The 13,123-nt window shown below is 53.1% G+C and carries 12 protein-coding genes; 9 read left to right on the top strand and 3 right to left on the bottom strand.

Features of this window, described 5'->3' with window-relative positions:
* Window positions 1-333 precede the first annotated feature (333 nt).
* Genes QLH52_RS13545 through QLH52_RS13535 form a run of 3 tightly spaced genes read left to right on the top strand, consistent with a single transcriptional unit; the run spans window position 334 to window position 3,850 of the window.
* Window positions 334-1,059: an ABC transporter ATP-binding protein gene (locus QLH52_RS13545; RefSeq protein ID WP_033159098.1), complete on the top strand. Its 726-nt coding sequence runs from the start codon at window positions 334-336 to the stop codon at window positions 1,057-1,059.
* Entirely contained in the window at window positions 1,056-2,468 is a 1,413-nt protein-coding gene (locus tag QLH52_RS13540; protein ID WP_033159047.1) for a DUF3526 domain-containing protein, read from the top strand. The genes QLH52_RS13545 and QLH52_RS13540 overlap by 4 nt, the downstream gene beginning before the upstream one ends.
* Window positions 2,465-3,850 (top strand): DUF3526 domain-containing protein, encoded by a 1,386-nt coding sequence (locus QLH52_RS13535; RefSeq protein WP_319961929.1) that lies wholly within the window; start codon window positions 2,465-2,467, stop codon window positions 3,848-3,850. The genes QLH52_RS13540 and QLH52_RS13535 overlap by 4 nt, the downstream gene beginning before the upstream one ends.
* A 62-nt stretch (window positions 3,851-3,912) precedes the next feature.
* Here QLH52_RS13535 and QLH52_RS13530 read toward each other — a convergent pair whose 3' ends face one another.
* The gene (locus QLH52_RS13530; protein WP_033159049.1) at window positions 3,913-4,122 is read right to left on the bottom strand and encodes a hypothetical protein; all 210 of its coding nucleotides are present in this window, start codon (window positions 4,120-4,122) and stop codon (window positions 3,913-3,915) included.
* A gap of 360 nt (window positions 4,123-4,482) precedes the next feature.
* On the opposite strand from QLH52_RS13530, the gene QLH52_RS13525 reads away from it, so the two are divergent.
* The 3 genes from QLH52_RS13525 to waaC are packed head-to-tail and all read left to right on the top strand — an operon-like array spanning window position 4,483 to window position 7,503.
* On the top strand, window positions 4,483-5,409 hold the full coding sequence (locus tag QLH52_RS13525) for a branched-chain amino acid transaminase (RefSeq protein WP_205451298.1): 927 nt from the start codon (window positions 4,483-4,485) through the stop codon (window positions 5,407-5,409).
* Window positions 5,410-5,463: 54 nt separating this feature from the next.
* Window positions 5,464-6,489 (top strand): lipopolysaccharide heptosyltransferase II, encoded by a 1,026-nt coding sequence (gene waaF / locus QLH52_RS13520; protein WP_240348372.1) that lies wholly within the window; start codon window positions 5,464-5,466, stop codon window positions 6,487-6,489.
* Window positions 6,490-6,492: 3 nt separating this feature from the next.
* Complete coding sequence (waaC, locus tag QLH52_RS13515; protein WP_319961928.1) at window positions 6,493-7,503, top strand: lipopolysaccharide heptosyltransferase I; 1,011 nt, start codon at window positions 6,493-6,495, stop codon at window positions 7,501-7,503.
* A 12-nt stretch (window positions 7,504-7,515) separates the two neighbouring features.
* On the opposite strand, the gene QLH52_RS13510 is transcribed toward waaC, so the two are convergent.
* Together QLH52_RS13510 and QLH52_RS13505 are read right to left on the bottom strand one after the other, a co-directional pair.
* Complete coding sequence (locus QLH52_RS13510; protein ID WP_319961927.1) at window positions 7,516-8,034, bottom strand: DUF3391 domain-containing protein; 519 nt, start codon at window positions 8,032-8,034, stop codon at window positions 7,516-7,518.
* A 45-nt stretch (window positions 8,035-8,079) separates the two neighbouring features.
* Window positions 8,080-9,303, bottom strand: coding sequence for an HD-GYP domain-containing protein (locus QLH52_RS13505; protein WP_319961926.1), 1,224 nt, complete (start codon window positions 9,301-9,303; stop codon window positions 8,080-8,082).
* A 690-nt stretch (window positions 9,304-9,993) separates the two neighbouring features.
* Here QLH52_RS13505 and QLH52_RS13500 point away from each other — a divergent pair.
* The 3 genes from QLH52_RS13500 to QLH52_RS13490 all read left to right on the top strand — a co-directional run bounded on the left by QLH52_RS13500 (window position 9,994) and on the right by QLH52_RS13490 (window position 13,121).
* Window positions 9,994-11,460: a GumC family protein gene (locus tag QLH52_RS13500; RefSeq protein ID WP_319961925.1), complete on the top strand. Its 1,467-nt coding sequence runs from the start codon at window positions 9,994-9,996 to the stop codon at window positions 11,458-11,460.
* A gap of 62 nt (window positions 11,461-11,522) precedes the next feature.
* The gene (locus QLH52_RS13495; RefSeq protein ID WP_033159054.1) at window positions 11,523-11,798 is read left to right on the top strand and encodes a cupin domain-containing protein; all 276 of its coding nucleotides are present in this window, start codon (window positions 11,523-11,525) and stop codon (window positions 11,796-11,798) included.
* Window positions 11,799-11,912: 114 nt separating this feature from the next.
* Entirely contained in the window at window positions 11,913-13,121 is a 1,209-nt protein-coding gene (locus tag QLH52_RS13490) for an MdtA/MuxA family multidrug efflux RND transporter periplasmic adaptor subunit (RefSeq protein WP_425257480.1), read from the top strand.
* Window positions 13,122-13,123: the final 2 nt, after the last annotated feature.

The following is a 13,123-nucleotide window of genomic DNA, read 5'->3' as shown; positions in this document are numbered from 1 at the left end:
AGGAACGCAAATAGGTGGATGGCGCTTCGCTTATCCACCCTACAACTTTTATTATTTGAATGGCTGATTTAAATTTTAAACCGACATTCAAGGTAAATACACGAACTTCCGCCTTGGGTCGATAATGATCATTTACTATCGATTCATAAACAAATCAAATAGCGCACAATTGGCTATCACCAATACCCTGGCTCAGTATATCCAGGAAAATATCCCATTGGCACAACGCACCTATTACGTCAGTCTATCGTTAAAATACTAAACATGCCGGGCGCGGCGGCAGCCAATCCAGCTGACAGTCGCAGATCATTCACCTTAACCCAAATACCTTATATGAACGCAGAGCCCCCCGTATTGGCCGCCCGCAACCTGGTTGTCGAGTACCGACAACACCGTGCGGTCGATAATTTAAATTTACACATCCCCAAGGGCTGCGTTTACGCGCTGCTGGGTGGCAATGGCGCCGGCAAGTCGACAACCATCAGCACGTTTTTGACCTTCAACCAGCCCAGTAGCGGACAGGTGCTGATCGAAGGCGAATCGCCGCACGCCAATCCCGATCTGGTGCGGACGAAACTGGCCTATTTACCGGAAAACGTCGCGCTGTACGAGGTAATGAGCGGCTTGGAAAATCTGACTTATTTCTGCGCGCTGGCGAATATTCGTTTGCATGACGAGCAAGCCCGTCGTTTGTTACTGGACAGCGGCCTGCAAGCGGATGCTCACGGTAAACGGGTGGCGGCGTATTCCAAAGGCATGCGGCAAAAAGTGGGCTTGGCGATTGCCTCGGCGAAACAGGCCAAAGCCATGTTGCTGGACGAGCCGACCTCCGGCCTGGATCCCAGCGCGGCCAACGACTTTGCCCAACGCATCCGCGCCGCCGCCGATCAAGGCATGGCGGTGTTGATGGCCACCCATGATTTGTTCAACGCCAAGCAAGTCGCCGACCGCATCGGCATCATGAAAAGCGGCCGACTGGTGGAAGAATTCGACGCCCACACCGTGCAACACGACGAACTGGAGCAAAAATATCTGGCGCATGCCCGGGGGCTGGCATGATCAAAACCATCATTCGCAAGGAGTTTCTCGCCACACTGCGCGACGGCCGCTTGCTGACTTTGGGCATTGCCCTATTGCTATTGTTTGTCGGCTTTTTCCTGGCGTCAGCCTATGAATTGCAGCAATTGCGCGCGGAAAAACACCGCGTCGGCACCACCGCCAAGGAACAGTGGAATACTCAGAGCGTGAAAAACCCACACTCTGCCGCGCATTACGGCATCTACGTGTTTAAGCCGGACACGCCGGCGGCGGCTCTGGATCCGGGTTTGCGGCCGTATATCGGCCAGTCTTTATGGCTGGAGCCGCATAAGCGCAATCTGACCCGGTTCAGCCCGGCAGCGGACCAAGTGTTGGCCGGCCGCTTCGGCCAAGCCGCCACCAGCTTTGTGTTGACCGCGCTATTGCCGCTATTGATTGTGGCCTTGACTTTTAACTCGGTCAGCCAGGAACGCGAATCCGGCACGTTGCGGATGTTACACAGTTTGGGGGTTAACGCCGGCCAGTTGTTGTTCGGCAAATTGCTGGGCTTGCTGAGCGCGTTTGCCCTGGTCTTGGCACCGGCGCTGTTGGTAGCCGCCGTGATACTGCTGGGCCACTTCGCATTTACGCTGGACGACGTACTGCGCCTGCTGGTTTTGATGCTGCTGTTGAATCTGTACTACGGCGTCTTCGCCGCAGTCGCCATCGCCGCTTCCGCGTCTTTCAACACCAGCCGCACGACTTTGTTTTGCCTGCTGGGCTTTTGGTTGGCCAGCGTGTTTATCGCCCCGCGCCTGGGCGCCGTCACTGCGGAAATGCTGGCGCCCAATCCCAGCGCCAGCGAATTCTGGCGTGAGATCAAGGATGACATCGACCACGGTCTAGACCACGACGGCGACCATGAACAACGCGCCAAAGCCTTCGAAGCACAAGTGTTGGCGCAGTACGGGGTTTCCCGCAAGGAAGATTTGCCGGTCGGTTTCGTGTCCTTAAATCGCCAGCACAACGATGCCTATTCCGTTAAGGTGCACGCGCTGCATTTCGACGCCTTGCGCGACAATTTTATTAAACAACAACACTTGAGCCATCTGGCTTCCTGGCTAGGCCCCAGCCTGGCGCTGCGTTCATTGTCTATGACCTTAGCCGGCATGGATTTAGCACATCAACGGCATTTTGAGGACGCCGCCGAACAATATCGGCACTATTTTATCAACCTGACCGAAGACTGGGATCGCGAGCGTAGCCGCGGCACGGAGCGCAAGGCCACCGGCGCTGAGGCCGATTGGCGTAGCGTGGCGGACTTTAGCTATCAAGCCCCGGACATCGGCTTTGCCTTGCGCACCGCCGAGCTAGATCTACTAGTGCTATTGCTGTGGTTGGGTTTATCGGTGGGCTTATTGAGTCTTTCCGCTCGGAGGCTGGTGCCATGATGCAGTTAATCGCCATCGAATGGCTGCGTTTTAAACGCAACAGCTTAAATCTGTGGGTGACAGGTTTGTTTCTGCTGGTGATGCTGGCTAGCGCCGTTTGGTCGGGTTTGGCTGCGCGCGAATTCCGTCAACACGGCACCGCAGCCCCGCAGACCGTCAACGCGATGTCCAATCAAGCGGAGATGCATGACGCCCCGAAAGCGGCGGACCACACCCCCAAAGCCAATGCATTTGCCGCCAGCGCCGCCGCGCCGCCTTTGCGGCTGCCGGCCCTGAGCGGTTTGGCCTTGAGCGTGCGGCAACTGGATTTTTTAAGTACCGGCATCAAAATCTCCACTCGCAGCCGCCACACCGACGGCCGTAACAGCGATCAGTTGTTCAACCCGATGCTGCATGAGTTGGGCATGCTGGACTTTGCCACCGTGTTCGCGTTACTGACCCCGCTGATGGTGATTGCCTTGAGCTACGGCCTGGTGCAGGAAGACCGGGAGAGCGGCGTCTGGCGTTTGGTCTGCACGCAAATGTCGGCACCCTGGCGCTTGGTGTGTGCGGCGCTGGCCGTGCGGTATAGCGTGGTGGTACTGACGGTTTTCAGCAGTTCGCTGTTGGCGCTATGGCTCGATCCGGCATTTAGCCTGGAAACGCTGGTTTATTGGCTGGCGTTCGCCGGCCTGTACACACTGGTGTGGTTTGGCATCGCCGGCTTGTTCCTGCTGCTGCCCTTCTCCTCTGGGGCGGCGGCCATCGGCATGCTGGGCGTCTGGTTGGTTTTGACCTTTGCCGGCCCGGCCTTGCTGACCTGGGCAGCCGACCAACATGCGCCGATGCCTTCCCGGCTGGATAGCATCATCGCCATCCGCCAGTTCCAGGAGCAAAACAATCAACAACGCCAAGCGCTGCTGACGCAGTGGTATAGCAATCATCCCGATCTGCAGCTGCCGCAAACCGGCAAAGAGTTACCGCGCGAAATCGCCGGTTTGCCGGCCGGTTTGGTTCTGGATCAACAGATCAGACCGGTGATGTACCGCTTCGACAGCACCCGCCAGGGGCAATTCGAGTTTTTGGAAGCGTGGTCCTGGCTGTCGCCGGCGCTGGCGGCCGTGCAAATGGCGGATAGGCTGGCCGGCATCGACGCGCCGCGCTATGCCGAATATATTCAGGCAGTCAATCACTTTGAAGATCAATGGCGCGACTATTTCGTCCCCAAGATCATGAGCGATAGCGCTTGGAGCGATGAACTGAGCCACGACCAACCGCGCTTTGCCTTTGCGTATCCGGCAAATCCGGCAGCCTGTCTAAGCTTGATTGCCGGACAAGCGGCGCTGGCCTTGCTGTTGTTGGCGGTGCTCTTCTTCTCACGCCGGCGCTTTGCCAAAGCCTAACGACGCTATTTGGCTAAAAGACGTCCTGGACGACGCTAGTCGTCCGGGTCGGCTACGCAACATTAAGCCACTATATTTCTGACGCATTGCCTGGCAAACACATTGATAGGCACGCTGCTGCTTAAATAGCGGTTGAACAATTCGTTAATCGTCAGCGGATTGAGGTATACATAAATGCCGCAACCGGTAATGGCGATAAACTGCCTGCTTAACGTTTCGATAAACACGATACGCAGGGTGCTAATTTCGTTGACTTCATTGCTTGTTTCCATGACGCTCTCCCGAATCTGCCGATTTGACTACTAAATGACCAGCATAAGTGACGCCAACTAACAAAAGCCTTTAAAAATCATAGCTGTAAGATTTTTCCAAATTTAGGCAACTTCTAAAAATTGACGCTGAGTTTAAGTTATCGCAAACAGCGCTTGCCGTCGGTAACCTATGCCACGTGGAATCAGTGAATTAATTCACCGGTGCCCACAATCCATCTTGGGCCTGCCAAACGCAGTCTCACGCCAAAATCAGGACTTCTGCGCAGCCGGTATTGCCGGAGAGCGCTTTATAGTACAATTTCCGTCACTTTTAAGCCGACGCGGCGCAGCAATAATCACTAAACAAAACAGGTTCAGATAATGGCAACGATGGATGATAGAGACGGGTTGATTTGGCTAGACGGCAAATGGGTTGACTGGCGCGATGCGAAAGTCCATGTCTTGACTCATACCCTGCATTACGGCTGCGGCGTATTCGAAGGTTTGCGCGCTTACAAAACCGATGCCGGCACCGCGATTTTCAAACTGGCCGAGCATACCGACCGTCTGTTCCGCTCTGCGCATATCATGAACATGAAAATGCCGTTCTCTAAAGAAGAGATTAATCAGGCGCACCGCGACGCCGTCGCCAAAAACAATCTGGACAGCGCTTATATCCGCAGCATGGTGTTCTTCGGCTCCGAAGGCATGGGCTTGCGCGCCGATAACCTGAAAGTCCACGTCATGGTCGCGGCCTGGACTTGGGGCGCCTATCTGGGCGCGGAAAACATGGAAAAAGGCATCCGCATCCGGACCTCGTCGTACACCCGCAACCACGTCAACAGCACCATGTGCAAAGCCAAGGCCAACGGCAACTACATCAATTCCATCTTGGCCCTGCAAGAAGCCTTGTCCACCGGTTACGACGAAGCCTTGCTGCTGGACCACGAAGGTTTTTGCGCGGAAGGCAGCGGCGAAAACTTGTTCATCGTCCGTAATGGCAAAATTTACACGCCGGAAACTACCTCAGCCTTAGAAGGCATCACCCGCGATACCCTGATCACCATCGCCCGCGAACAAGGTTACGAAGTGATCGAAAAACGCATCACCCGCGACGAAGTGTATGTGGCAGACGAAGCCTTCTTCACCGGTTCCGCCGCCGAAGTCACGCCAATCCGCCAATACGACAACCGCGACATCGGTTCCGGCAGCCGCGGCCCCATCACCGAAAAGCTGCAAGCCTTGTATTTCGACCACGTCCAAGGCCGTCGTGCCGACCATAAGGAATGGCTGACGCTCGTTTCCTAAGTGGCGGAGCAAGCTTATAAAATCCTGGTCGTCGGCCCGTCCTGGGTCGGCGACATGGTGATGGCACAAAGCCTGTTCATCACCCTTAAGCAACAACATCCCGACTGCCTGATCGACGTGCTGGCCCCGGCGTGGTCCTTACCTCTATTGGAGCGTATGCCGGAAGTGCACAAAGGCCTGACGATGCCGTTGGGCCACGGGCAGTTTGATTTGCGGGGGCGGATCCGCATAGGCCGGGAACTACAAAACCAGCATTACGATCAGGCGATTGTGCTGCCCAACTCGTGGAAATCGGCCGTTATCCCGTTCTTTGCGCATATCCCCAAACGCACCGGTTTTCTCGGCGAACTGCGCCGCGGCCTATTGAACGATGTGCGCACGTTGGATAAGACTGTACTGACCATGACCGTGCAACGTTTCGTGGCGCTGGGTTTACCGAAAGAGGCGCCGCAGCCACCAACTTACCCGGTTCCGAAGCTGGCGATCACAATCGAGCAACAATTAAGCGTCTGCAAAAAATTCGAGATCACCGGTGCGGATTTAATCGAAATCCCCCACCCCAGCGCTCTGCTTGAGGGTTCGGCTGAATTGCGCCCTGTTGTCAGCAAGATCCTGGCTCTGTGTCCCGGCGCGGAATACGGCCCGGCCAAGCGCTGGCCGAGTGAACATTACGCCGCCGTGGCTAGGCAAATGGAAGAACAAGGCTGGCAAGTCTGGTTATTCGGTTCCGACAAAGACAAAGCCGTTGCGGAACAAATCAATGACCTATCGGGCGGCATTTGCCGTAACTTCGCCGGCATTACCTCGCTGGCGGATGCGGTGGACTTGTTGTCCTTGGCTGACGCGGTCGTCAGCAACGATTCCGGCCTGATGCACGTCGCTGCGGCACTGGATAAAAAACTGATCGCAGTTTATGGCTCTTCCGACCCCGGCTTTACCCCGCCGCTACATCCCGAGGCGAAGATTCTGGATTTAAACCTGGATTGTTCGCCGTGCTTCAAGCGTGAGTGTCCGTTGGGCCATACTCGCTGCTTAACGGAAATTCGGCCGGAGCAGGTAATGGCGGCGTTGGAAGCCTGAGCGATGAAAATTGCCATCGTCAAATTGTCGGCTTTGGGCGACATCGTTCATGCGATGGCGGCCTTGCAATTCATCAAAGCCGCCTTACCGCTGGCGCAAATCGACTGGATAGTTGAAGAACGCTTCGTCGGCGTACTGGCCGACAATCCACATCTGGATAATATTTTGGGTGTGAATTTAAAAGCCCTGAAAACCGACAAATGGCGCGTTTTTGCCGAGATAAACAAAATACGTACTTATGCCGAGCAGGGTTACGACTTAGTGCTGGATGCCCAAGGTTTGATTAAGTCCGCAGTGGTCGCGCGCTTGCTGTCGGCCAATTGTGTGGGTTTCGATCAAGACTCGATCCGGGAAAAATGGGCGGCTTTGTTCTATAGCCGGCACGTCGTCTACCCTTACGACGCCAACACCATCGATCGCAATGTCGCCGTGCTGACCCAGCCGCTGGGTCTGCATGTAACAACTGAGCAAATTCAGGCAAAGCAGCCGTTTTTGTTTTTTCAGCCGCCGCAAACGGCCTTGGATGAATATTTTCCGGCGGGTCAGCCCAACATCATTCTGGTCATCGGCTCGACTTGGCCCAGCCGGAACTACCCATTAGAAAAATTTCTACAGGTCATCTTCGGCCTGGAAGCTAATTTTCTGATCAGTTGGGGCAACGAGAAGGAGCACTGGATGGCGCAATGGCTGGCAGAACGCAGCCTGGCGCGGGTATTACCGCAATTAAGCCTCAATGATTTGAAAGCGGCGCTGGCCAGGGCCGATTTAGTGATCGGTAACGATACCGGACCGACGCATATGGCCTGGGGTTTAAACCGGCCGTCGATTACATTGTTCGGGCCAACGCCGGTCAGTCGAATTTATCAAACCGCCATCAATAAAGCCTTGAAGTCGCCTTCACCGGTCAATCCGTTCAAGCTGGATAAAAACGATTTTTCGATTGCCGAAATCGACCCGCGTGCTGTCATAGCCCTGAGTAACGAGCTATTCGGCAAAACCCAACAACGCGCCTGAGTGAATGGCCGGCTAAGTTTTTTCCAGTTCGACAAACATTTTCAGTAACTCGACAATCGGTTCGTCACTAGCCAACACCCTGATTATCTTGGTCTGATTTTGCCGCTCATCGGCCAGATCAAGCAGGCGCTCTTGAAACAGCAATTGTTTCTGCGGATTGGTGATCACCTTCACTAACGGTTGCAAGGGCGATTGTGAGTTTTTCTGGACCACCACCGCCAATTCATCGGTCTGCAATTCGACGATGCAATTCACTGGGTAAGCAGAATCGCTTTCCTCGGCGCAGCAGGGCATCTCCGCAGCCGCAGGGCTGGCGAAATCGATTATGTCGGTTTCAGCGGGCTTATCCACGTCGATACCTTTGCCGGTATCGATAGAAACGGTTTGGCAATACTCTTTTAAGGTATTAATTTGTTTATCAGATGAAATCAGAAATTTAGTTCTGAAAAAAGGGGTATCTAGCCACTTCCGATCGGTGCCGCAAACAAACATGCCTTTTCTGAGCTGGTTAATATTAATTTTTTTAACCATGTTGAAAAACAATATCCAAGGAAGATAATTTACAAAACTAAACCCTTAGCCAACTACCGCATATTCTTTCGTAAACTTGCCGTCTTGATAATATTTGGCTAAATCGACACCACAATCCTGCGGCCTTATTACCTGTTTAACACCATAGCGCTTACCGCTTGCATCGGCAATATTCAAGGACAAATCGAGTATCTTTTCTTCAATAGGGTTCTTATTGCTATCTTGTATCAGTAATATTTTTGGCTTAAGCCTATCGGCCTTATTTTGCTCGACTATTAAGCCGATTTCGCCGCTGCTTAATTCCACTAAATTGCCCTGCGGATAAAATCCGATGCAATTGATAAATTGCGTCACATAATTAGCTTCAAATTGCTGTCCCATCCCTTTTACCAAAATTCCCAACGCCATAAGATGCGGCTTACCACGCTGATACACCCGGTCGCTAGTGATGGCATCGTAGGTATCGACCACCGCTACCAGCTTGGTAAATATCGATAGCGTGGTTTTGTTCAAACCTCTCGGATAACCGGTACCGGCCAAATGCTCGTGATGATCGTAGGCAACGTCAACAGCGCCGGGATAGACATTACGAGCCGACATTAACACGTTGCGTCCGTAGAGCGTGTGCTTACGCATGATGTCCATTTCATAGTCTTCTAAAGAGCCCGGTTTATTAAGGATTTCCAGCGGCACTTTCATTTTACCGACATCGTGCATTAAGCCGCAAAAACCCACTTTATTCAGGTCTTCCATCGAAAAATTCAACTCACGCCCCAACAGAATAGACAATATGCAAACATTCATACTATGTTGCGCAGTATATTGATCCTGATCTTTAATTTGGGTCAGCAACAGCATCGTATCGGGGTTTTCCAATACTTTATCGACACACTCGGAAACAGCTTGTTTAACCGCACTGACACTAAATTGATTCCCGAAACGAATATCGTCCATCACCGTTTTAATTAAATTACCGGTGCGTTGAAAGGTATTGGCGGTTTGGTTAAAAGATCGCGCAAAGCTCAGATGTTTACGCGCTTCGGTATTTCTGGTGGGAATCGCCCCGGAGAAGGACTTTTGGTATTTGACATCGATATAGACATAATCACAAATCGCCTGGATGGCTTGAATATCCGCATGACTTTCAATCACAATTCTATCCAATAAAAAAGGTGAATCCGCCGTCGGCGCTTCCAGACGGCTTACGCACATACCCACTCTCAGCTCATATACATGAATTCTGAGTATTCCATCCTCTTTATCTGCCATACCAATCCAATCGGGGATTTGTAGAAATCCAAAAATTTGAAAAATAGCCGCCAAAACGGCATCAAGGAAAATTGTGTCCGACTAGCCTCGGACGCCAGTTAGCCAGCATACCTAGTTCACCCGGTCTTGTCCGAACAAAAAGCCCGCAAACCGGCGGCGGATCACAAATCCAATTGGCTTTTTAGTATAGGCGAAGCAGATTTTATCGTGGCCTAATATCTCGGATTTGAGTGACACGTCTACAACCGATTTGCTAATCGCTTTCGGTTCAAGTCACCGCCTTTGGCGCCTTCGATTATTGACCCGACATAACCTCAAACTGAAGCCCAGCCTTTATAGCCGTTGGCAAATTAAGAATTGCTTGATTTTTGTATTGGTTTAAACTGGCAGCTCGCCGATATTGACTGTTTAGGCACCAGAGCAGACCAGCCAGCGCGGATCTTGAGCTCTAAAGCCTGAAAATGGGCTATCAATTAAGTCTTGAGCAATCAAAATTCCCACTGAAGTTAGCAGTCAGTAGCGACAACAACAAAACCAGACAGTCGTTTAATCGCCCTTGACCGAAGCGGACGTGCACAGACTCGGTCCGGGCGTTAAAAATTTTCTCGACAGGGATCGCTGAGAAAATTTTCCGCAAAGCGGATTACAACAAAAACTATAACCTGCGGACTAAGCGCCAGGGAGAGAATCGTGATGTTTCCTTATCGCCATGATTTCCAGATCGTCGGAGACGACTTTTACCGTTCCCATCCAACGCCTTGGCCACGCCGTTTACGGCGCCGGACCTTATTTTTGCTGGTACTTCTGCCCTTGCTGCTGATTACCGAAACCTATGTCTTTCTCCAGCCGGCGGTTTTTGAAAGCCAAGCCTTGGTATTGACGACTGCGGCAACCGATATTGATCAAACGCATGCAGAGGCGGATCTGGAGCATGTCAACATTCAAAAGCAGGTCTTGCTGGGGCAACCGGTATTGGAAAAAACCGCCGAGACGCTAAAACAGCAGGATGGTATCGAGCATCCCAATATCAACCAGCTAAAAGAGCTGTTCCAGGTAAAACCGGTTGCGGACACCAATCTAGTGCAATTGGCGGCTGAAGGCAGTCATCCGCAATTCCTGCAAATGGCCTTAAATACCTGGATCAAAACCTACCAGCAAATTCGCGCGGAGTACATTGCCGAAATCACCGATAAAGCCAGTACCTCGATCAAATCGGAATTGACTCGCCTGGAACAACAAGTGCGCGACAAACGCCAGGACATTGAATCGTTCCGCTTGCAGCATGACATCCTCTCCCTGGAGAGCACCGATAACGAGGCCCACGCCCGCTTACAAGGTTTAAACAATTCCTTGAACGCCGCCTTGGAAGAAGAAGCGAAAGCCAAGGCCAAGCTGGACGCCATTCATGCCGCCATCGCGGAAGGTAAAGCCGTGGTGCCGGAAGCCGATTCGCAAAGTCTGGCGGCGTTAACCCAGCAAGCCGAGCGCCTGCGCGAACGCCTGGAAGCGCAAAGAAGCCAATACACCGACGAATACATCGAATTTCACCCCAGCTTGCGCAATTTAAAAACCCAATTGGCCGAGCTGGATGAAAAAATTGCCAGTAAAGAACAAGCCGGCTCGAGCTATGCCACGCAAGAGGCCGAAAACGCCTACGGTGCGGCGCACCGCACCGTATTGACCCTTCAAAAGCAAATGGCCGAGCATAAACAAAAAGCCGCCGAATACACCAATCAATTCGCCAAACACAAAGCCATGCAGGAAGAACTGGTTAAGTTGGAAGAATTATTGCAACAAACCAAACAACGTCTAGTGGAAATCGACGTCAAACAACGGCAAAGCAATCCGCAACTGGACGTCGTGGATTGGGCCTCGCTGCCCGATAAGCCGGTGAAACCCGATTACGGCCGGGACGCCGGCATCGCCGGCGCGGCCAGCCTGGCAATCGCGTTACTGGTGGTCTGGCTTAACGATTATTTGAACAAGGAGCCGACACTGACCACGATAAATTCCGTCACCGAATTTCAAATCTACCAGCAAAGCGAACCCAAGTTGGAGAACAATGCCGATAACCTCACGGTCGGGACGGAACGGCGTAACAGGCTGCGCCGCGCGGACGATCTGAAGCAATTACCGGACGAAACCACCGATTCATAGCTGCGGCTCGGCAACAATGCTAAAATCCGCCGCTCGATCAACTTCATTCAAACAGGAAACCCATGAGCCAAATTACCGTTGAACATAACCCCAGCGAAGAACGTTTAAAAGAGCTGGGCGTATCGAGCTGGCCGATCTGGGAAAAAGAAATTTCCAAATTCACCATCGATTTCGACGAAACCGAAACCGCTTATGTGTTGGAAGGCGAAATCATCGTCACTCCAGTGGGCGGAGAGCCGGTGCGGATTTTACCTGGCGACCTGGTGATGTTTCATGAAGGCCTGGACAGCCATTGGGAAGTGGTCAAGCCTTTGCGCAAACACTACCATTACGATTGATCGTCACGACAGCGGCAGACAATCCGAAAAAGGCATCTTCACGATGCCTTTTTTAGTTGTACCGGTAGACTCGGCTGGCCGGCATGACGCCGGCACCCACTTATTGTTATTCGCATGGCTATGAACCAGGATCAGGATTTTTCCGCATTAAAGCCGAGGTCGCGCTGGCACTGGGCGACCATTCTCATATTAACTGTCGCGGCGGGCGGCTATTATTTGCACCATGCCGGCCAGCATCCGCAGGAAAATCAGGATGCGCGCGCCAATCCCAACGAAAACATTCCCATCAGCGTCGCAGTCGCCTCAAGCTGGCAAGGCGATTTGCCGATTTACCTAAACGGCTTGGGCACCGTCACCCCACTGCACACCGTGACAGTGCGCTCGCGCGTCGATGGCGAACTGATCCGGGTGGCGTTTACCGAGGGCCAAGCGGTTAAACAAGGCGAACTGCTCGCCGAAATCGATCCCCGACCTTATCAAGTGGCCGTGCAACAAGCCGAAGGCCAATTGCTGCGCGACGAAGCGCTGCTAAAAAACGCCGAAATCGACCAAGCCCGCTATCAAACCTTGCTGGAGCAAGACTCCATCGCCGCCCAGCAAACCGCTACCCAAGCCGCGCTGGTCAAGCAATATCGCGGCAGCGTCGAAATCGACCGCGCCCAACTCGACAATGCCAAACTGCAACTCAGTTATTCCCGCATCACCGCGCCGGTATCCGGCCGCATCGGTTTGCGGCTGGTGGATCAAGGCAACATGGTCCGCGCCAGCGACGTCAATGGCCTGGCGGTCATCACCCAAATTCAGCCGATCTCGGTGGTATTCACGCTGCCGGAAGATGTGATACCCGAGGTAATGCGGCGCTGGCGTTCCGGCGAGACGCTGGCCATTGACGCCTACGACCGGGCCGGCCGGCAAAAACTAGCCAGCGGCAAGCTATTGGCGGTGGACAATCAGATCGACGCCAGCACCGGCACACTGAAATTAAAAGCCCAATTTGATAACGAAGACCGCACCCTGTTCGCCAACCAATTCGTCAATATCAAAATGCGTCTGGACACCTTGCGTGCCGCCACCTTAGTCCCTAGCTCCGCCATTCAGCACGGGGCCAATGGCGCATTCGTCTACGTGGTGAAGGACGACAACACCATCACCGTAAAGCGGATAAAAGCCGGACCGGCTGACGGCGAAACGGTCGCGATTCCGGAAGGACTGGGCGTGAACGAAAAACTGGTGATCGATGGCGCCGACAAACTGCGCGAAGGCAGCCAAGTCAAGGTAATCGATAAAACCCAACCCACCGCCTCCGGCAAAACCGCCAACTAAAC

It is taken from the genome of Methylomonas defluvii (assembly GCF_033949435.1).
Classification (GTDB): domain Bacteria; phylum Pseudomonadota; class Gammaproteobacteria; order Methylococcales; family Methylomonadaceae; genus Methylomonas; species Methylomonas defluvii.
Note: the sequence above shows the minus strand (reverse complement) of the source record. Positions and strands in the feature narration are given on the sequence as shown.

Coding starts and splice junctions, on each gene's coding strand:
- QLH52_RS13535 (WP_319961929.1), top strand. CDS start 2,465: ATGATGCAGTTAATCGCCATCGAATGGCTGCGTTTTAAACGCAACAGC.
- QLH52_RS13540 (WP_033159047.1), top strand. CDS start 1,056: ATGATCAAAACCATCATTCGCAAGGAGTTTCTCGCCACACTGCGCGAC.
- QLH52_RS13530 (WP_033159049.1), bottom strand. CDS start 4,122: ATGGAAACAAGCAATGAAGTCAACGAAATTAGCACCCTGCGTATCGTG.
- QLH52_RS13525 (WP_205451298.1), top strand. CDS start 4,483: ATGGCAACGATGGATGATAGAGACGGGTTGATTTGGCTAGACGGCAAA.
- waaC (WP_319961928.1), top strand. CDS start 6,493: ATGAAAATTGCCATCGTCAAATTGTCGGCTTTGGGCGACATCGTTCAT.
- waaF (WP_240348372.1), top strand. CDS start 5,464: ATGGTGATGGCACAAAGCCTGTTCATCACCCTTAAGCAACAACATCCC.
- QLH52_RS13510 (WP_319961927.1), bottom strand. CDS start 8,034: ATGGTTAAAAAAATTAATATTAACCAGCTCAGAAAAGGCATGTTTGTT.
- QLH52_RS13505 (WP_319961926.1), bottom strand. CDS start 9,303: ATGGCAGATAAAGAGGATGGAATACTCAGAATTCATGTATATGAGCTG.
- QLH52_RS13545 (WP_033159098.1), top strand. CDS start 334: ATGAACGCAGAGCCCCCCGTATTGGCCGCCCGCAACCTGGTTGTCGAG.
- QLH52_RS13490 (WP_425257480.1), top strand. CDS start 11,913: ATGGCTATGAACCAGGATCAGGATTTTTCCGCATTAAAGCCGAGGTCG.
- QLH52_RS13495 (WP_033159054.1), top strand. CDS start 11,523: ATGAGCCAAATTACCGTTGAACATAACCCCAGCGAAGAACGTTTAAAA.